At 70.8% G+C, this 18,938-nt stretch carries 16 protein-coding genes; 13 read left to right on the top strand and 3 right to left on the bottom strand.

From position 1 onward, the window contains the following. Positions 1 to 49 precede the first annotated feature (49 nt). Positions 50 to 817 carry a class I SAM-dependent methyltransferase gene (locus ABS735_RS18075; RefSeq protein WP_373903388.1) on the top strand — a complete coding sequence of 256 codons (768 nt, stop codon included), beginning with the start codon at positions 50 to 52 and terminating at the stop codon, positions 815 to 817. A gap of 43 nt (positions 818 to 860) precedes the next feature. On the opposite strand, the gene ABS735_RS18070 is transcribed toward ABS735_RS18075, so the two are convergent. Continuing rightward, on the bottom strand, positions 861 to 1,373 hold the full coding sequence (locus tag ABS735_RS18070) for a GNAT family N-acetyltransferase (protein WP_373903437.1): 513 nt from the start codon (positions 1,371 to 1,373) through the stop codon (positions 861 to 863). Between the two features lie 125 nt (positions 1,374 to 1,498). On the opposite strand from ABS735_RS18070, the gene ABS735_RS18065 reads away from it, so the two are divergent. The 7 genes from ABS735_RS18065 (at position 1,499) to ABS735_RS18035 (ending at position 10,730) form a co-directional block, all read left to right on the top strand. Next, a complete protein-coding gene (locus ABS735_RS18065) occupies positions 1,499 to 2,782 on the top strand; it encodes a choice-of-anchor M domain-containing protein (RefSeq protein ID WP_373903389.1) in 1,284 nt (427 codons plus the stop codon). Positions 2,783 to 2,985: 203 nt separating this feature from the next. Continuing rightward, positions 2,986 to 4,482 (top strand): TIGR03773 family transporter-associated surface protein, encoded by a 1,497-nt coding sequence (locus ABS735_RS18060; RefSeq protein ID WP_373903438.1) that lies wholly within the window; start codon positions 2,986 to 2,988, stop codon positions 4,480 to 4,482. Positions 4,483 to 4,645: 163 nt separating this feature from the next. Then, complete coding sequence (locus tag ABS735_RS18055) at positions 4,646 to 6,385, top strand: choice-of-anchor M domain-containing protein (protein ID WP_373903390.1); 1,740 nt, start codon at positions 4,646 to 4,648, stop codon at positions 6,383 to 6,385. 257 nt (positions 6,386 to 6,642) lie between these two features. Then, a complete protein-coding gene (locus ABS735_RS18050; protein WP_373903391.1) occupies positions 6,643 to 8,088 on the top strand; it encodes an anchored repeat ABC transporter, substrate-binding protein in 1,446 nt (481 codons plus the stop codon). Next, positions 8,085 to 9,056: a TIGR03773 family transporter-associated surface protein gene (locus ABS735_RS18045; protein ID WP_373903392.1), complete on the top strand. Its 972-nt coding sequence runs from the start codon at positions 8,085 to 8,087 to the stop codon at positions 9,054 to 9,056. The genes ABS735_RS18050 and ABS735_RS18045 overlap by 4 nt, the downstream gene beginning before the upstream one ends. Then, complete coding sequence (locus ABS735_RS18040) at positions 9,043 to 9,813, top strand: anchored repeat-type ABC transporter ATP-binding subunit (protein WP_373903393.1); 771 nt, start codon at positions 9,043 to 9,045, stop codon at positions 9,811 to 9,813. Before ABS735_RS18045 ends, ABS735_RS18040 begins: the two co-directional genes overlap by 14 nt. Further along, positions 9,810 to 10,730 carry an anchored repeat-type ABC transporter permease subunit gene (locus ABS735_RS18035; protein WP_373903394.1) on the top strand — a complete coding sequence of 307 codons (921 nt, stop codon included), beginning with the start codon at positions 9,810 to 9,812 and terminating at the stop codon, positions 10,728 to 10,730. Before ABS735_RS18040 ends, ABS735_RS18035 begins: the two co-directional genes overlap by 4 nt. Positions 10,731 to 10,832: 102 nt before the next feature. Here the strand turns inward: ABS735_RS18035 and ABS735_RS18030 are convergent, their stop codons facing one another. After that, positions 10,833 to 11,477, bottom strand: coding sequence for a choice-of-anchor M domain-containing protein (locus ABS735_RS18030; protein ID WP_373903395.1), 645 nt, complete (start codon positions 11,475 to 11,477; stop codon positions 10,833 to 10,835). Positions 11,478 to 11,689: 212 nt separating this feature from the next. Here ABS735_RS18030 and ABS735_RS18025 point away from each other — a divergent pair, with 212 nt between their 5' ends. The 5 genes from ABS735_RS18025 to ABS735_RS18005 all read left to right on the top strand — a co-directional run bounded on the left by ABS735_RS18025 (position 11,690) and on the right by ABS735_RS18005 (position 17,026). Next, positions 11,690 to 11,911 (top strand): ferredoxin, encoded by a 222-nt coding sequence (locus ABS735_RS18025; RefSeq protein ID WP_373903396.1) that lies wholly within the window; start codon positions 11,690 to 11,692, stop codon positions 11,909 to 11,911. A 150-nt stretch (positions 11,912 to 12,061) separates the two neighbouring features. After that, positions 12,062 to 13,648 carry an ABC transporter substrate-binding protein gene (locus tag ABS735_RS18020; RefSeq protein ID WP_373903397.1) on the top strand — a complete coding sequence of 529 codons (1,587 nt, stop codon included), beginning with the start codon at positions 12,062 to 12,064 and terminating at the stop codon, positions 13,646 to 13,648. Further along, complete coding sequence (locus tag ABS735_RS18015) at positions 13,645 to 14,595, top strand: ABC transporter permease (protein WP_373903398.1); 951 nt, start codon at positions 13,645 to 13,647, stop codon at positions 14,593 to 14,595. Before ABS735_RS18020 ends, ABS735_RS18015 begins: the two co-directional genes overlap by 4 nt. Continuing rightward, positions 14,592 to 15,452, top strand: coding sequence for an ABC transporter permease subunit (locus tag ABS735_RS18010; RefSeq protein ID WP_373903399.1), 861 nt, complete (start codon positions 14,592 to 14,594; stop codon positions 15,450 to 15,452). Before ABS735_RS18015 ends, ABS735_RS18010 begins: the two co-directional genes overlap by 4 nt. Then, positions 15,449 to 17,026, top strand: a complete 1,578-nt coding sequence (locus ABS735_RS18005; RefSeq protein ID WP_373903400.1) for an ABC transporter ATP-binding protein — start codon at positions 15,449 to 15,451, stop codon at positions 17,024 to 17,026. The genes ABS735_RS18010 and ABS735_RS18005 overlap by 4 nt, the downstream gene beginning before the upstream one ends. 75 nt (positions 17,027 to 17,101) lie before the next feature. On the opposite strand, the gene ABS735_RS18000 is transcribed toward ABS735_RS18005, so the two are convergent. After that, on the bottom strand, positions 17,102 to 18,766 hold the full coding sequence (locus tag ABS735_RS18000; RefSeq protein WP_373903401.1) for a (2,3-dihydroxybenzoyl)adenylate synthase: 1,665 nt from the start codon (positions 18,764 to 18,766) through the stop codon (positions 17,102 to 17,104). Positions 18,767 to 18,938 lie beyond the last annotated feature (172 nt).

Genomic DNA, 18,938 nt, shown 5'->3' with positions numbered 1-18,938 from the left:
GATTACGCGGTAGTCGCAAGAGGTGGGAGACGGAAGAGGTGCGCGACCGGTGAGCGTGAGCATGGAGACGGCCAGGACCTGGGTCGAGCGCTGGGAGCGGCAGCAGCAGCGGTACGCGCTGGACCGGGAGGAGCGCTTCACCGTCATCTGTGACGTCGTGGAGCACGTGTGCGTCGACCGCCCCCGGCCGACCCTGCTCGACCTGGGCTGCGGCCCCGGGTCCCTGTCCGTGCGGCTCGCCCGACGGCTGCCGGAGGCGGAGATCGTCGCGGTCGACATGGACCCCATGCTGCTGGAACTGGCGCGCGCCCATCACCCGGACGTCGCGCGCTGGGTGAACGCGGTGATCGGCGAGGACGGCTGGAGCGACGCCCTCGGCCTGGAGCGCGGGCTGGACGGCGCCGTCACGACGACGGCCCTGCACTACCTCCAGGCCCCCGCCCTGCTGAAGACCTACCGGAGTATCGCGGCCCTGTTGCGCCCGGGGGGAGCGCTGATCAACGGAGACCATTTCCCGCCGGACGCGCGCTCCTGCTCCGACCTCACCGCCCACGTGGGACGCCGTCGGGCCGAGCGCGCGGGCGACGGGAGCCACGAGGACTGGGAGTCCTGGTGGTCGGCGGCGGCTGCGGACCCGGAGCTGGCGAACCTCTTCGAGCAGCGTGAACGCAGTCGCCCGTCGTCCGGCGGTGGAGGCGAGAACTGGCATCTGCCGGTGAGCCGTCACGCCGAACTCCTGCGGGAGGCGGGGTTCAGCAGTGTCACGCCGGTGTGGCAGGTGGGGGACAGTTGCGTGCTGGTGGCCTTGAAGGACTGAGAGCACCGAACCCGCTCGGTGTGCCGAGCTGATCCGGCCCCACTCACAGGGCGAGGCTCATCAGGATCTCGTCGCGGTCGTCGCCGGGTGCCAGACGAAGCGCGCCTGGCCACCGCCCCACCTCCGTCCATCCGGCTTTGCCGTAGAAGACTTCGAGCCCCAAACCCGACCGCACCGTCAGCCTGAGCCGCTCCAGGCCCATCTCCTCCCGTGCGATCCGGCGGACGCGTTGCATCAGCGCGGCCCCGACCCCCGAGCCCCGGAAACGCACATGCGTCTGCACGTGGTTCACCGTGCCGCAGTGCGCTTCGAGCGGATGCGTCTCACGCCGGACGAGTAGCCAGCCCGCGAGGGCGACGTCGACGGTGGCCACGACAAGCCTGCACCGTTCGGGCGCCAGTTCACCGGCGATCCGGTCCACGGCGGCTTCCATGTGCGCGGAGGTCAGCGGCGGCAGCGGACAGTCCGCCGGGATGACCGCCCCGCCGGCGTTGACCACCGCGGCGACACCGTCGCGGCGAAGCTGTTGGGCCCGGCGGCCATGGTCACCGACCACGCCTTTATTGAAAATGATTACCGTCTCGTATAGCTTGACGTGGTCACGCTCGAACGATGGGCGCACCGGACTTCGCGTGCCCTGACGGAGTGCACGCCGCGAGCTGTCATGACGGGATGGGGAAGATGGGATCACTGGCACGTTCGGCGTGTGTGGTGGGGGCACTGAGCCTGACACTGTCGGGCCTTCTTTCGGCGAGTGCCGAGGCGGACGGCGTCAGTCGGGCGGTGGGCGGCGCGTACGAGGCGGACGCCGGCACCGTCGCCGAGGATGTTCACGACGAACGCATCGTCATCGACCAGGGGCATGTCGACGCCGTTGCCCCTCGTATGGTCGACGGCACGTTCCGCACCCTGTTCAGGGACAGCAGAACGAGCGACATCGTCTGGCGTGAACCGGAGTCGGTGATCATGCACCTCACGTCCGAGGGGCGGGAGGTCGTTCCCGAGCCCGCCGGCGGTGCGGCGTTCATCGGGGAGGCGGGACATGTCTACTACCTGATCCCTCAGGTGCAGGACTCCGCCCTGCTGTGGGCGGGGTGGAGCACGGAGGCGTTCTCCTCTTCGTCGGTACAGGGGAAGCTGAGCTTTTCGCTCGACCAGGTCGAGGGGCCTGGAGGCGTGCTGGTCTTCGGCTGGTCGCCCTTCGGTGAACCTCTGATGCGCTTCGACTCCCGCGACGGGCTGCCGGACACCTACGGGGTGCCCGCTGTGACCCACGAGCACGCCAACTGGGTGTTCACGGAACCGGGCGTCTACCGCCTGACCTTCACGGTCGCCGCCACGCTCGCTTCCGGCGAGCAGGTCAAGGACAGCCAGACGTACACCATGGCCGTCGGGGACATCGACCCTGACGATGTCCCCCTCCCCGGTGACCCTGGCGGTGACACCGGGGGGAGCACGGGGGGTGACACCGGCGGTAGCTCGGGTGGAGACACCGGCGGCGACTCCGGTGACGACACCGGCGGGAGCTCGGGTGGTGACACGGGTGGTGACTCCGGTGGCAACACGGGTGGCGGCACCGGCGGTAGCTCGGGGGGTGACACCGGCGGCGACGCGGGAGGTGGATCGAACGGGAGCACCGGCGGCGACTCGGGTCAGGTGACCGGTGGTGGAGCCGGCGGCGACTCGGGCGACGACACCGCGGGCCCCTCGGGCGGCGACTCGGGCTCGGGAACCGGTGGCACCTCAGGTGGTGCGGACGTTCCGGACGGCTCGGGCGGCAGGACCGGCACCGGCCTCGTCGCGAACGGCGGCGAAGGCAGCGCCGACAGCAAGGAGTTGGCGCACACGGGGGCAGAGATCGCCGTTCCCCTCGGCGCGGGCGGAGCGGCTCTCCTGCTCGCCGGTGCCGGGGCCGTGTACATCGGCCGGCGCAGGACGCACGCGACGGCGACTGATCACCACTGAGGCAAACGAGGACGCGACGGCCGCCGGCAGTCGCCGTCCGAGGAAGGAAACGTATCGCGATGGGATCAGTCAAGGACCATCGATGGGCAGTGGCGGTAGTGGGTTCCCTGGCCCTTGCGGCCGCTGTCGCACCCGCTGCGACAGCGGACTCGCCAGAGATCGGAGCCGGAAACTCTCCGGTCTCCGCCTCGGCCGACGTGGTGATGGCGCTGGACGGCGACCAGCTGACCCTGGACCTGGGGCAGCCCGGCGTCGGTGATCGCGCCGACGCCGACGCCGAAGCGGGCAGCGGCTCCCGCACGGACGTGTCCGAGGGCAGCCAGTACGGCACCGAGGGTGGAGCGGACACCGCAGCGGCCGTCCCGCGGTGGGACACCACCCAAGTTCCTGCCGGGAGCGTCCAGGACGGCACGGTCACGTGGGCGCTGACGGAGGCCCATGGCCCGGGCGACGTGACGGTCTTCGAACCGACGACCGAGACGGCATCGATTTCCCCGGACCCCGACGCACACGTGCTGTTCGACAGTCGTGACGGGCTGCCCGACACCCAGGAACTGGCGGCGGAACACACCGGTGCGGCGATCTGGGCCTTCACGGAGCCCGGGGAGTACACGATCGTCTCGCAGGCGACGGCCCGGCTCACTTCGGGCGCTGTCACCACCACCACGTCCGAGTGGACGGTGACCGTCCCGGCCGGCGAGCCACGGCCCACGCAGTCTCCCGAGGCGTCGTCCGCACCGTCGGCTTCGCCCGGTGAGCCCCGCGAGACCGGCCGCGCGACGCGCGCCACCTCGGACACCGCCGTTTCGAGGAGTGTCGTCGAGGCGGCGAAGGCGGACATCTCCACCGAGCGGGTGGTCATCGCGGACGGCCATGTGGACGCGGTCGCCGGCAAGATGGTGAACGGGACGCTGCGGACGCTCTTCAAGGACAGCCGCGACCCGTCCCACATCGTGTGGCGCGAGCCGTCGTCCGTCGTGCTGCACGTGAACCCCAAGGCGAAGCAAAAGGTGCCGAAGGACAGTGCCTACGCGTTCCTGGGTGAAGCGGGAAGCAGCTTCTGGCTGATACCGCAGGTCCAGCAGCAGGGTGTGGTCTGGGCGGGGTGGAACACCGAGGACCTGACCGGTGACGACCTCAAGGGCCCCATCGACATGACCCTCACGAACGTGAGCGGTCCCGGCACGCTGGCGATCTGGGAGACCGCCGGTCTGGGAGCTCCGGACGTTCTCTACGACAGCCGGGACGGACTACCGGACGGCCAGAAGGTCAACCTTGGCGTCCATGCCCACGCCAACTGGGCCTTCAGCAAGGAAGGCACGTACAAGGTGACCTTCCGTCTCAGCGGCACGCTCGCATCGGGCGGGTCCGCCTCCGACACCCGCACCTACACGTTCGCCGTGGGAGACGTCGACCCGGGCACGGTCACTCCCGGCGGGGGCGATACGGACGGCGGCGCCACGGCGTCCACCGGCGGCGGTGGGGCCTCCACCGGTGCCGGCGGTGACACGGCGCCCTCCGCCGAGCCGGGCTCGGCGCCCGGCGCCACCGACGGAAGCCTCGCCCACACAGGTGCGGGAGGGGCGCTGCCGCTGGCCGCGGGCGCGGGTGCGTTGGTGGTCGCGGGTGCCGCCGCGACCGGGCTCGTGGCGCGGAGGAGGCGTGCTGCGGTGCCGGGCGCCGGGGGCAACGGCTCCTGACCGAGCTCCTGACCGAGGCCCCACGTCGACCTCCTTATGTGTAATGACTATCATTATCATTAACGAAGCATACTGCGCTTCGGCGAATGATCCACCCTGAAAGGCCCTCATGACCCTGTCCCTGGGGCGTGTCACTCGACGCGCCCGTCAAGCAGCTTCCCTGTTGTCCCTGGGGGGAGTACTCGCCCTGGCGGTCGCCGCACCCGCCGACGCGGCGAGCGGTCCGGCCGACGGCCGCACGGTGTTGGGCGCCGGTCAGCACGTCGACGCCGTCTACCCGGTCATCAAGGACGGCGTCCTGGCCGTCCACTCACTGACGGACAAGGGCGAGACCGAACCCGACAACATCGCCCTCCACATACCCGACACCAAGACGTCCCACGTCACCCTGCCGGAGGAGTACTCCTTCCTCGGCAAGCCGGGCTCCGACGCCTGGATCAGTCCGCAGACGCAGGACATGTCCGTGGTCTGGCCGGGCTGGTCCTTCGAGGGCATCAAGCCCGGTGTGCTGAAAGGCACGATCAGCATGGACTTCGAGGGCTTCGCCTATGCCGGCGAAGCCAAGTCCCCCAAGTTCGCCGTCACCCAGCCCGGCGGGTTCGGCAACAAGAAGGTCAGCCAGCTCATCGTCCCCGGATCGGCGTTCACCAGCGTGTCCGGCGAGGTCGGTTCGCACACGCACGCCAACTGGATGTTCACCGCCCAGGGCACCTACGACATCGACTTCAGCGTCCACGCGACCCTCGCGAACGGCAAGGCGCTCGAAGACACTGCCACCGTGCGCTTCATCGTCGGCGCGGTCCCGGACGAGCAGAAGGCGCCGGTGGCCCAGAAGGTCCGCCATTACAGCGAAGGCTCTGACGACCTGCTGGTCACCCCGAACAAGGTGGACGGGGAGTACTTCGTCGGGCAGACCATCAACCTGACGGCGGCCTCGGACAAGGCCGAGGAGGACTCCGAGTACCGCTGGCACGTGAAGAAGGCCGGTGCGAGCGACTACACGGAGGACCCCGAGCAGCGGACGGCGGTCTACAGCACGAAGCCCGACCGCGCCGTCGACGGCACGCAGGTCTACGCCGAACTGCTGGAGGACGGGAAGATCCTGCAGACCTCCGAGCCGACCACCGTGCACGTGCGCCCGCTCGCCCCCACCACCACCCTGACGGTCACGCCCGACCGCAAGACGTACCACGAGGGCGACACCGCCCGGTTCACGTCGGTCCAGAAGCCGGAGACCGACGACGAGCACTACCACTGGTACCTCAAGCACCGGGGCGAGAGCGCGTACGAGTGGATCGAGGAGTCCAGGCTCGCCGACCAGGAGCTTCCGGTGACGACGGAGCTCGACGGAGCCCAGGTCGTCGCGCGGCTCTTCAACGCCGACCACGCCGTTCTCGCGGAGTCCGCGCCGATCACCCTTTCCGTGGACGGCGGGGGTGCCGCGGCGTCTGCGGTCACCGTCGAGATCGACCAGGACACCGAGGAGCACGCGGCGGGGGAGAAGGCCACCTTCACCGCCCATGTGAAGAACGCTCCGAAGGACCACTCCGTCTCATGGGCCGTGCGCCAGAACGCGGAGAACCCCTTCACCGAGATCGCGGGAGCACACGGAACGACGCTGACGCAGACCCTGCCCGCCGGCTGGAACGGCGCCCAGGTCGTGGCCTCCGTGAAGAACAGCAAGGGTGAGGTGGTCGCAGAGGGCACCGTGCCGGTGCTCAAGGTGACGGAGACCGGGAAGTCTGGCGTGCAGAAGTCCGCCGCCGACCAGCAGTCCGACTCGTCGGGCGCGGTGGTGTGGTGGACGGCCGGAGCCGTCGTCCTCGTCGTCCTCGCGGCCTTGGCCGTCTGGCTGGTGCGGTGCCGCAAGGACCGTACGCCCGCCGCGGAACAGACGCAGTGACAGGTCGGCGCCCGCGGCGAAGACACCGCGGGCGCCGTGACACATCGGTCGGCCCCTGGCCGACCTCTTCCCCTGGGCAGCGCCAGGTCCGTCCACGACTCGGCGCTGCCCCCTGCCACCGGAGTTGGTGCCCTATGCACGTGCCCCGTCCGGCAGGGCGGGCACTGGCCGTGCTTGCCCTGCTCACCGTCACAGTGACCGGTTGCAAAGGTCACGCCCGATCGGGGGACGACGAGAATCCTGATGCCGCCTTGCGCGTGGTGGCGACGACCGAGATCCTCGCCGACCTCGTCCGGCAGGTCGGCGGCGACCGGGTCCACGTCGACTCCATCGTCCCGCCGGGCGGTGACCCGCACTCGTACGAGCCCACCCCGGCCGACGCCGACGCGGTGTCCGAGGCCGACGTGACGTTCACCAATCATCTGCTGCTCGAAGAGCATGCGTTGATCAAGACGATCGACTCCAACGCGCGCAAGGACACCCCGAACGTGTCACTCGCCGAGGCGTCGGAAACCTACGGCGCCAACGTCATCCCGCTGGTCGAGGACATCGGGCTGGACGTCATCTGGCTGGGACTGCGCGTCCAAGGAGAGGGGGAAGCGGCCGGCGCCACCCGCTCCTCCGACGTCCAGCTCTCCGCCACCGACGTGGAGGGGCCCGGAGACCTTGTGGCCTACCTCACGGAGTCACTGGGGCAGCCGAACGTCTACTTCGACTCGTCCGACGGCCTGACCGCGAAGGACACCACGACGCTGCCCCCGGCCGCCCACACTCACCTGAACTGGGCCTTCACCAAGCCCGGTGTCTACAAGCTGACCCTTCAGGCCAAGCTGAAGAACGCGGGCGCGACGGCGAAACCCGTCGGACAGGGAACGTTCACCTTCGCGGTGGGGGTGGATCCGCACACCGTGGCCGACTCCGGCGACACGATCCTCGACGACGGCCACACCGACCTGACCGTGAACATCGACTCGGGCAAGATGTCGGCCTACACGGACGCACGGACCGACGGCAAGAAGCAGGAGGAGATCCCGCCCTCGGACGTCGTGATCGACGTTCCCAACCGGGCCCTGGACAAGGTCCCCTCGGGGGATCAGTTCTCGTTCCTCGGCGAGCCCGGCGCGGAGATCTACCAGCTTCCCCAGGCGGTCCTGGGCAAGCACGTGCACGGAGAGATCGATCCGCACCTCTGGCAGGACGTCGAGAACGCGAAGGCGTACGTACAGCTCATCCGCGACACCCTGAGGAAGGAGGACCCCGAGGGCGCCGCGCAGTACACGGCCAACGCCCGGAGCTACGAGCGGGAACTCGACCAGCTCGACGCCTACATGGCGAAGCAGATCGGCCGCATCCCCTTCGACAGCAGGCAGTTGGTCACCACCCACGACGCCTTCGGCTACCTGGCGGACGCCTACGGCATGTCGGTAGCCGGCTTCGTCGTCCCCAACCCCGCCCAGGAACCGAGCGCGGACGACGTACGGAAACTGTCCCGCACCATCAAGAATCTCAAGATCCCGGCAGTCTTCATGGAACCCAACCTCGTCCAGCGCGCCACGGTGCTCAACCAGGTCGCAAAAGATCAGAAGGTCAAGGTGTGCATGCTGTACGGCGACGCCTTCGACGACGACGTCCAGCACTACACCGACATGATGCGCCACAACGCGGACGAGCTGCTCTCCTGCCTCGGAGGTGAGAAGAAGTGAAGGGCATCGCACTGCGTTACGCCGTCACGGCCCTCGCCGTGGCCCTCTGCCTCTCTGCGCCAGCGACACTCCCCGCCGCGGCGGCCGAAGGTGCCAGGCCCGACACGGCCACCGGACGCACGGTGATCGCGGACGGGCACGTCGACATCGGACCTCGGTTCGCCGAGGACGGTTGGACCGTGCAGATCCGAGACGACACGGTCGACCCCGCCGTGTGGCGCGACACGGACGACGTCGTGCTCCAGGTCAAGGACACGGCCAGGATCAAGGTGCCGGACACGGAGGAGTTCGGCTTCCTCGGCAAGCCCGGCGACGATGTCTGGGTGCTGCCGCAGGCCCAGCAGCAGGGCGTGGTGTGGCCGGGCTGGAACAGTCAGGATCCGCAGGTGGCCGCCACCGTGGCACGCGAGGTGACGTGGGAACTGACCGACGTCACTGGGCCGGGCCACTTCGTGCTGTTCCTCAACGGAGCTTTCGGCACACCCGAGGTCGTCTTCGACACGGTCGAGCGACTGCCTCAGGAGACCGGCATCGAGGTCAACAGCCACGTGCACGGCAACTGGGCTTTCACCGAGCCGGGCACGTATCTGGTCGGCGTGCGGATGACGGCGACCACGAAGGACGGCAAGACCCACGACAGCCGGCGAACCCTGCGCTTCTCCGTCGGCCCGCAGAACCCGGACAGTGCCCTCACGGCGCAGGCTTCCGCGAGCCCCGACGACGCCGAGAAGCCCCAGGGCACCTCCGGCTCGCCGGCGGAGACGCGGTCGGACGACGGCAGCTCCTCCACACCGCTCTGGTTGGGGATCGGGGCGGCGGCTGTCGTAGCGGCCGTCCTGGTGATCGTCGTGCTGCGGCGAGGACGCGGCGACACGGCCGGCCGTGAACCCTCCGCAGAACCCGGTACGGCCTCGGCCGAGCCGACCGAACCCGGCAAGGAGAGGGGGGAGAACGATGAGTCGGCCTGAGGCGACCGACACGCCCGTACTCGAAGTGCGCTCACTCGCCGTGGAACTCGGTGGCCGACGTGCCCTCGACGAGGTGAACCTGGCGGTCCGCACAGGCGAACTGGTCGGCCTGATCGGCCCCAACGGAGCCGGCAAGACGACGCTTCTGCGTGCGGTGCTCGGGCTGCTCAGCCCACAGGCCGGCACCATCCTCCTCGACGGCCGGTCCGTGGACCGAGCCAGAGGCGACGTGGGATACGTACCCCAACGGCACGAGTTCGCCTGGGACTTCCCACTGTCGGTGGAGAAGGCGGTACTGACCGGACGGGTTCACCGCATCGCGTGGCTGCGCAGAGCCAGGTCCACGGACCATGACGCCGTGGCCGAGGCACTCGAACGGGTGGACATGACCCACCTGCGGCACCGTCCGATCGGTGAACTGTCCGGCGGACAGCGCCAGCGGGTGCTGGTGGCCCGCGCTCTGGCGCTGAACCCCACCCTGCTGCTCCTCGACGAGCCGTTCACCGGCCTCGACGTGCCCACACAGGAGTTGCTGACCTCGCTCTTCGGGCGCCTGCGTGAGGAGGGCAAGGCATTGCTGATGACGACGCACGACCTGCCGGCCGCCGCGGACATGGCCAGCCGGCTCTGTCTGCTCAACCGGACGGTGATCGCCGACGGCCCTCCCGAGACGTTGAGAGAGCCCTCGGTCTGGCTGCGCGCCTTCGGTGTGGCCGGTTCCGACCAGTTGCTGACCTCCCTGGGGGTGACGAAGTGAGCGCCGTGATCGACTTCCTGACCGACCCCTGGCAGCACCTCTTCATGCGGCGCGCCTTCGCGGTCGCCGTCATGTGCGGTGTGGTCTCCGGAGTCGTGGGGGCCCACGTGGTCCTGCGCGGCATGGCGTTCATCGGCGATGCCGTGTCCCACTCGGTCTTCCCCGGCGTCGCCATCGCGTTCGTCTTCCACTTCAACCTGGTCGTCGGCGGCGCCGTGGCGGGACTGCTGACGGCGCTGGCCGTCGCGGTGTTCTCCCAGAACCGGCGGCTGAAGGAGGACACGGTCATCGGTGTCTTCTTCGCCGCCGCCTTCGGCCTCGGGATCGTGATCCTCAGCACCGCGCCCGGCTACAGCGGATCACTGGAGTCGTTCCTCTTCGGACAGATCCTCGGCATCAGCGACGAAGACGTCCTCACCGTGGCCGTGATGGGGCTGGTCCTCCTGCTGCTCGCGGCGGCGGTGCACAAGGAGCTGGTCACCGTCAGCCTGGACCGGGAGACCGCCCGGGCCGCCGGGCTGCCCGTCTTCGCCCTGGACATCGTCCTCTACGCCCTGGTCACCGTGACCGTGGTGATCTCCCTGCAGGCGGTCGGCAACATCCTGGTCCTCGCCCTGCTGATCACGCCCGCCGCGTGCGCGCGGCTGCTCACCGACCGGATCGGCGCGATGATGACGCTGGCACCGGTGATCGGCGGCCTGTCGGCCGTGACGGGGCTGTACCTGTCCTACGCCTTCAACCTCGCCGCCGGCGGTCTCATCGTGCTCGTCGTCACGGCCGTCTTCGTCGTCTGCTGGCTCTTCGCACCCAGGCACGGGCTCCTCATGGGGCGCGGCCGTCGCGGTAAGGACGGGGAGAAGGCGGACCGGGACGACGCCGGCCTGCCGAAGGCGTCGGAGGAGACGGCGGCGGTCTGAGAATCGGCAGGGACGTGATGAGGCCGCTCCGCGAAAGGCCGTGGGGGTGGCACTGCCTTCACAGGCGGTGCCACCCCTACGGCCTTTGCACCGAGCTGCTGCTCAGCCGACGGTGAAGTGGTAGTTCACCGGGTCCGAGTTGACGGTCGTGCCGTCCAGCAGCGTGCCGGTCGCCTTGAAGGTGAGTGCGTACTCGCCCTCCGCCTCGAACGCCCAGTTGGTGTGGTGGTGCTCCCCGGCCGCGACGTTCACGGAGTCGGGCAGGCCGTCACCACTGTCGAACCGCTTCGTGGGTCCGCTGCCGCCGACGTCGAACACGCTCACGTCCGCCGGCCCGTCGACCGCGGTCAGCTGCAACTGCACGGCGTCGCCCTGGAAGACACCGGTGTCCACCTCGTGGGCGGCCCAACCCGCGTACAGCAGGTCGGGGTTGTTGGTCTGGGGGAGTATCCACACAGGGTCGCCCGGGGATCCGAGGAACGAGTAGGCGGAGTCCGCGGGAACGGTCGTCTCGGCCTCGGGCTTGACGTGGAGGACGACGTCGGCCGGGTCGTGCTCCACCTCCGTACCAGTGGTCTCCTCGGCCAGGACGAGCCCGAGGGCCCCGTCCTCGTAGCCGATGTCGACGACGTCGACGTGCCCTTCGGAGAGAGTGATGGGGGCGGCCTGCGCGGGGGCGGCCGCGAGGCCGACAGCGGCGATGGCAGCCCCGGTGAATAGCGCCGCACGAGTCGTGGTCGAGAGCAAAGCACCCTCCTGGGGTTGATGTGAACATGAGCATCGTAGATGGATGTGATAATCGTGTTCAATAACGGGGAGGGTGGCGTAACTCTCGTTTGAACGGGGGTGCATGGCGCACCAGTAGTGGACCGGTGCTAGTTGAAGATGGAAGTCGTTTTCGTCTATTGTCTGGTTGTCGTGCCGTCGATGACGTGCGCGGCTACCGGGGAGGGGCCCTCATGACCTTGTCAGACCAGGCGTCCGGACACGAGAGAGTCAGTGCGGAGCGGGACCGGTGCGTGGGGGCGGGACAGTGCGTGCTCGCCGCGCCCGCCGTCTTCGACCAGGACGACGAGGACGGGCTCGTGCTCGTCCTCGCCGAGCAGCCGCCGGCGTCCCAGTCGGACGCCGTGTGCGAGGCCGTGCGGTCCTGCCCGTCCGGAGCTCTCACCCTGCGGTAGACGCCGACTGGACCGATCGCTGTCGACGGCACGACCAGTTCGTACGCGCGCTCGTCGTCCACCGGTCACCCGCCCTCGTCCGGGCCTCAGTTCATGTGCCGTGGAGATCTCCCGGTGCTCGGTTCAGCTTGCGGAACGTCAAGGAGAAACATGTCCAGACAGTTCGATCGCCGTGCCTTCCTCCGTCGGGGAGCGGCGGGTGCCGCGGCTCTGGCGGTCGGACCCGGCCTGCTGGCCGCGTGCTCCACCGACGAGCCCCGCTCCGACGGGAAGGCCGGAGCGGGCGCCTCGCCCCGCTCGGGCGGCACACTGCGAGCCGCTTTCGTCGGCGGCGGCGCCTCCGAGTCCCTCGACTTCTTCAACGGCCCCTCCGCACTGGACCTCGTGCGCGCCCGCGCCTGGCACGGCACGCTCGGCAACCTGGACCCGAGCGGAGCCGACGGGGTGCGCTACGGCGTGCTCAAGGGCATCGACATCTCCGACGACCTGTCGGCCTACACCCTGCACGTGCGGCCCGGCGTCCGCTTCACCGACGGCTCCGAACTGACCTCCGCCGACATCCTGCACTCTCTCAGCGCCCTCGCGGCCAAGAGCACCCTGCCCGTGTACCGGCTCGCCGCCGCCAACTTCGACCTCGCACACGCCAAGGCCGACGGTGACCTGAAGGTCGTCCTGCCCACGCTCCGGCCCATCGCCGACGGCCGCATGATTCTGTGTCAGGGCAACTTCCTCGTCGTCAAGAACGGCACGAAGGCCTTCCGCAAGGGCATGCCCAGTTGCGGCCCCTTCCGGCTGACCGAGTTCACCGCGGGCCAGGGCTCCGCGTTCGAGCGCTACGACGACCACTACGGCCACGTGCCTCACCTGGACGGCCTGGAGCTGCGCTCGATCGCGGACTCGACCGCCAGGGCCGGCGCGCTCACCAGCGGCGAGATCGACTTCGCCCACGACCTGTCACCCGTCACCGCGCGCACGCTCGACGACAACGGGAAGGTCGAACTCGTCCCCACGAAGAGCCCTTACCTGGTCGGCCTCTCCTTCCAGATGAACATGAGCGCCAAGCCCTTCGACGACCCCCGGGTGCGGGAGGCGTTCAAGCTCGCCGTCGACCGGCAGGCCATGGTGAAGACCGTGTTCTACGGCAACGCCCAGGTCGGCAACGACCTCCCCTCCATCGGCTTCCCCGACTACGCCGAGGGCCTGACCCAGCGCGCCCACGACCCGGAGCGGGCCCGCGCGCTGCTCAAGGAGGCGGGGGCCGACGGGATGAAGGTGACGCTGACGACCGGCCCCGAGACGCCGGGCATGGTGGAGATGGCCACCCTCTTCGTGGAGGACCTGAAGAAGGTGGGTGTCCGCGCCTCCGTCCGGGAACTGCCCGCGGGGCAGCTGTACGCGGACTTCCCCGCGTACGCGGCGCTGCCGTTGGCCGGCTCCTACCAGATGCCCATCCCCGCGCTGTCGACCTACCAGATGAGCACGGCCGGCGGATCGCCTTCGGCGTTCGGATGGAAGGAGTCCGCGACCGACGCCCTCGTCGCCAAGGCCCGTGCCGAGAGCGACAGCCGGGAGGCGAAGAGGCTGGGCACCCAGGCGCAGCGTACGCGCTGGGAGGACGGCAACCAGGTGCTGCCGGTCTTCAAGCCGAACCTGAACGCCCAGGCCAAGGGGGTCACCGGGATCCGCGACGACCTCTTCGAGCAGTTCCCCGGCTTCTCCCAGGCCTCGCTGACGTGAACCTGGCCGCGTTCGTCGGCCGTCGCCTCGCGGGGGCGGTCGTCCTGCTCGTCCTGCTGTCGGCCGTCATCTTCGCGGCGACGGCGGTTCTCCCCGGGGACGCCGTGAGCGCGGTCGCGGGAGTGGACGCCTCCGAGGCGCAGCGCGCCGACGTCCGGGCCGAGCTCGGCCTGGACCGGCCGGCCGCCGAGCGGTACGCGGACTGGCTCGCGGGCGCGGTCCAGGGGGACCTGGGCCGTGGTTTCGTGGGAGACCGGCCGGTCACCGAGGTCCTGTCGACCCGGCTGCCGAGCAGCCTGCTCCTCGCCGGACTGACCCTCGCGGTCACCGCGCCGCTCGCCACGCTGCTGGGCCTGTGGACCGGTCTGCGCGGCGGCGCCGCCGACCGCTTCGTCTCGACGGCCGCCCAGACCCTGGCCGCGATACCGGAGTTCGTCGTCGCCGCGCTGCTCGTCGCCGTCCTGGCCGTGTGGCTGGAGATCCTGCCGCGGGTCTCCGTCATCCCCCTGGGCGGCACGCCGCTCGACGTGCCGCACGCGCTGGTCCTGCCCGTACTGACACTCAGCGCGGTCGGTCTCGCGGTGGCCACCAGACTGCTGCGGGTCTCCGTCGCCGACGTCGCGGCCACCCCCTACTGCGAAGCCGCACGGCTCAACGGAGTGCGCGGGATGCGGCTCGCCGTCCGTCACATCCTGCCCAACGCCGCGGGCCCCGCCGTCCAGGCGCTCACCCTCACCACGGGGGCGCTGGTCGGCTCGGCGGTGGTGGTGGAGAACGTCTTCGACTACCCCGGGATCGGCCGGGAACTCCAACTGGCCGTCGCGGCACGGGACATCCCCATGGTGCAGGGCATCGCCACCGCGCTCGCCGGGGTGATGCTCATGGTGCTGCTGGCGGGCGACATCTGCGCGCGTCTGCTGGGCGCAGGGGAAGGGCACGGACGATGACGACGGTCCTCACCCCGCCGGGGAGACGGCTACGCGCCGACCGGCCGGGCACACCCCGGCGCCGTCGGCCACCGCTGATCACGGGGGCGGCCACCCTGCTCGTCCTGCTGTTCGCCCTGCTGGGCCCGCTGGTCGCCCCGCACAGTCCCACCGCGCAGCTCGCCGCGCCCTTCCAGCAGCCCGACGGCCGTTTCCTCCTCGGCACCGACGTGCTGGGCCGGGACGTGGCGAGCCGGGCGCTCGCCGGAGGCCGCACCATCGTCCTCACCGCCCTGGCCGGTACGGCGGCGGCCGGAGCCGTCGGGACGGCTGTCGGCGTACTGGCGGCCCTGGCCTCCCGCCGGTTGGGCAACCTGCTGCTCCGCTGCGTGGACGCCCTCGCGGTGCTCCCCGGCCTCCTGGTCGTCCTGGTCCTGGCCGCGGGGTTCCCCGGCAGCCACGCCGCCCTGGTGGCGGCGGTCGCCCTGGCCACCGCCCCGTTCTCCACCCGTGTGCTGCGTGCCGCGGCGGACACCGTTCTCGGCAGCGGGTACGTCGAAGCCGCCCTGGCCCGGGGCGACGGCCGCTGGGCCGTGCTGCGCCACGACGTGCTGCCCAACATCGCCGGACCGGCCCTGATGGACACCGCGCTGCGCCTGGTCGCCTCCCTCCGCCTCACCGCCACCGCGGGCTTCCTCGGCCTAGGACCGGGTGGGGCGGCGCCCGACTGGGGACGCATGGTGAGCGAGAACGCCCCCGGAGCGACGCTGGCCGCCGCGCCGTTCCTCGCTCCGGCGCTGTTGCTCGTGCTGCTGTCCGTCTGCGTCGGCCTGCTGGCCGGGCGGCTGGCGGACTGGGCGGGAAGGGGTGCCGCATGAGCCGCGTGACCGTCAGCGCGTCGGACGCCGGAACGCTCGCGGAGATCAGCGGGCTGACGGTGGGCCCCGCGGCCGGAGGGCCGCCCGTCCTGCGCGATGCCTCCCTCTCGCTGCCCGCCGGGCAGGTGCTGGGCATCGTCGGCCGGTCGGGGTCGGGCAAGAGCAGTCTGGCGCACGGCCTGCTCGGGCATGTGCGTCCCGGGCTGGAGGCCCGCGCCGGAACCGTCCGGGTGGCCGGCCTCGATCCGTTCGACCCGGCGGACGCTCACCGGCTGCGCGGCAGGGTCGTTTCCTTCCTGGGACAGGACCCGGCCTCCTCGCTGAATCCCGCGCTGCGGATCGGTACCCAGATCGCCGAGGCGGTGCGACTGCGCTCGGCCGTGGCGGGCGGCGAGGGCGTCCGCGCGCGGGTGGAAGAACTGCTGCTGTCCGTGCGGCTGCCTGCCGACAGGAACTTCCGGCGGCGGCTGCCCCGGGAGCTGTCGGGTGGGCAGGCCCAGAGGGTGGCGCTCGCGCTGGCCCTGGCGGGCCGGCCCAGCCTGCTGGTCCTCGACGAGCCCACCAGCGGTCTGGACCCGGTCCTGGCGGACGGAATGCGCGGTCTGCTGGCCGAGACCCTGCGAGAGGGAGACCGCGCCGCGCTGCTGGTCAGCCATGACCCGGCCTGGCTCGGATCGGTGTCGGAAGACGTGATCCGCCTGGAAGCGGGGCGGATCGTCGGCCGCGGTACGCCGGTCGCGCCGTTGCCTGTCCAGCCGTCCGGCGCGTCCTCGGTCGGCGGCTCTCCTGACGAGATCCCCCGCGCCACTGCTGCCGCACCCGTCGTGTCCGACGGGCTCTTCGCGCGGGGACTGCAGGCCGTCCACGGGCGGACCGCCGTGCTGCACGACGTCTCCCTCACCGTCCCGGCGAGCTCCTGCACCGCCGTCGTGGGGGCGTCGGGATCAGGGAAGAGCACCCTCGCCCGATGCCTTGCGGGGCTTCGTCCGAAGGCGGCGGGGACTGTCGAGTGGCGGGGTGAGGGCGCGCCACGGGGACGCGGGGCCCCGGTGCAACTCGTCGCACAGGACGCCCGCGGTGCTCTCAACCCGCGCGAGTCCGTGGGCGCGGCGCTGACCCGCCCGCTCAGGGGGGTCGGAGGCCGGTCGCCGCGGGACGCGTCCGACGAAGCGGTGCGGCTGCTGGGGCTGGTCGGACTGGACGACAGCGTACTGGGACGCCGACCGGGGGAGTTGTCGGGGGGCCAGCGTCAACGCGTGGTACTGGCGCGGACGCTCGCCGCCGGGCCGCGTGTCCTCGTCTGCGACGAGATCACCTCGGCGCTCGACCCGGAGACGGGGGGCAGAGTTCTGGACCTGCTGGACGAGCTGCGTCGGACGCTGGGCCTGACCGTCGTCATGGTGACGCACGACCTGGCGGCCGCGGCCTCCCGCGCGGACCAGGTCGTCGTCCTGGACGAGGGCCGGGTAGTGGAAGCCGGCCCGCCCGACCGCGTCCTGGTGAACCCGGAGCATGCCGTCACCCGGAATCTGCTGGCCCATGAGGGCGGCCCGGTCCTCACCGTGCCGAAGTAGGCGCGGTTGAAGGGCCTCACACGGTGGGCCGGAGGGGCGCCCGGCACAGAGGCGGGCGCCCCTCCGTGCCGCGCGTCACCGGCGGAGCAACTCCCGCGCCAGGGTGGCCTTGTCGACCTTCCCGACAGCCGTGAGCGGGAGATCGGACACCTGGACGACCTCGTCCGGCGCCTTGTACTCGGCGAGTCCGCGCTCCTTGAGATGGGCGGCCACATCCCGCACGCCCGGAGCCTCGCCGTCGCACACCACGAAGGCGACGGTCCGCTCACCCCGGCGCTCGTCCGGCACACCCACCAGCGCCGCCGCGGTGATCGCCGGATGCACGAGCAGCTGCTCCTCCACCTCGACCGCGGCGATCTTCTCGCCACCGCGGTTGATCTGGTCCTTGATGCGGCCCACCACCACGAGGTGACCGGACGGCAGCCGCCGCACCACGTCACCGGTCCGGTAATAGCCGTCCGGAGTGAACGCCGTGCGGTTGTGCTCCTCGGCCCGGTAATAGCCGCGCAGCGTGTACGGGCCCCGGGTGAGCAGTTCGCCCGCCGCCCCGTCCGGCACGGGCCTGCCGTCGGCGTCCACCACCAGGATCTCGTCGTCCGGCGAGACGGGACGGCCCTGGGTGGCGCAGACGAGGTCCTCGGAATCGTCGAGCCGCGTGAGGTTGATCAGCCCCTCCGCCATGCCGAAGACCTGCTGCACGGTCACCCCGAGTGCCGGGCCGAGCTTCCGGGCATGCTCCTCCGGCAGCCGGGCCCCGCCCACCTGCACCAGGGCGAGGCTGCCGAGGTTCCAGGAGCCGGAGGCGGCCTCATCCACCCAGTGGGTGACGAGCGGAGGCGTGAGGGACGTCAGGGTCACGCCTTCTCGCTCGACGAGAGCGAACGCCGTCTGCGGGCTGGGATCCGGGGCGACCACGACCGTGCCGCCGGCCAGGAGGGTGCCGAGTACACCGGGGCAGGCGAAGGCGAAGTTGAACCCGAGCGGCAGCACCGCCAGGTAGACGGTCTGTTCGTCGAGGGCACAGACCTCGGCGCAGGCGCGGGCGTTGTACGCGTAGTCGTCGTGGGTGCGGGGGATGAGCTTGGGAAGTCCGGTGGTTCCGCCGGACAGCAGCAGGAGGGCGATGTCGCCGGGGTCCGCTCCGCCGTCGTCGGCACCCGGCGTCGGCGGGGCGTCCGGCGAGGTGCGTCCGAGCGGCGAGGGAGAAGCCGCCCGCAGTGCCTCGAACGAGACGAATCCGCTCTCCTGACCGGGATCGCCGACCACGACGACGGTCAGCGGCGAGCCGCTCGGCCCGTTCTCCGCCCGCACCGAGCGCATCAGCTCACGGTAGTCGAACCGCGCGTGCCGGTCGCGCACCACACAGGCCACTGCACCCGACACGCGTACCAGATGACCGATCTCCCGGCGCCGGTGGCCGGGCATGGCGTGCACCGGGACCGCTCCGAGGCGCTGCAGCCCGAACCAGACGAGCAGGAACTCGGCGCGGTTGGGGAGCTGAACCACGACGCGGTCACCCCGCCCGACGCCGAGCCCGCGCAGTCCGTGTGCGACGCGGTCGGCCTCGGCGTCCAGGTCCGCGTAGGTCCACCGGCGGTCCCCGTCGACCAGGGCGACACGGCTCCCGTGGTCCGCCGCCGCCCGGCGCAGGCGTGCGCCGAAGGTGACTCCCTCCCAGTGGCCGGCGGTCCGGTAGTGCGCCGACTCCGCCTCGGACCAGGTCTGTTCAGTCTCGGTCATGGGGTTCTGCCTCTCATTGCCGTGCCGAGGGCTCTGGCGCCGCGGCCCCTTGTGTGACTACGATGTGAAGTATAGAAATGAAAATCATTTCTATCTAGGGTGGCTTCGGTCCCTCGGACCAAGCCCCGCCGCCGACGCGGCCACTTCACCCGCCCCCTCAGACCGGAAGGCC

This window comes from Streptomyces sp. MMCC 100 (assembly GCF_041538145.2).
Lineage (GTDB): Bacteria > Actinomycetota > Actinomycetes > Streptomycetales > Streptomycetaceae > Streptomyces.
This window is presented reverse-complemented; position numbering and strand designations above follow the sequence as displayed.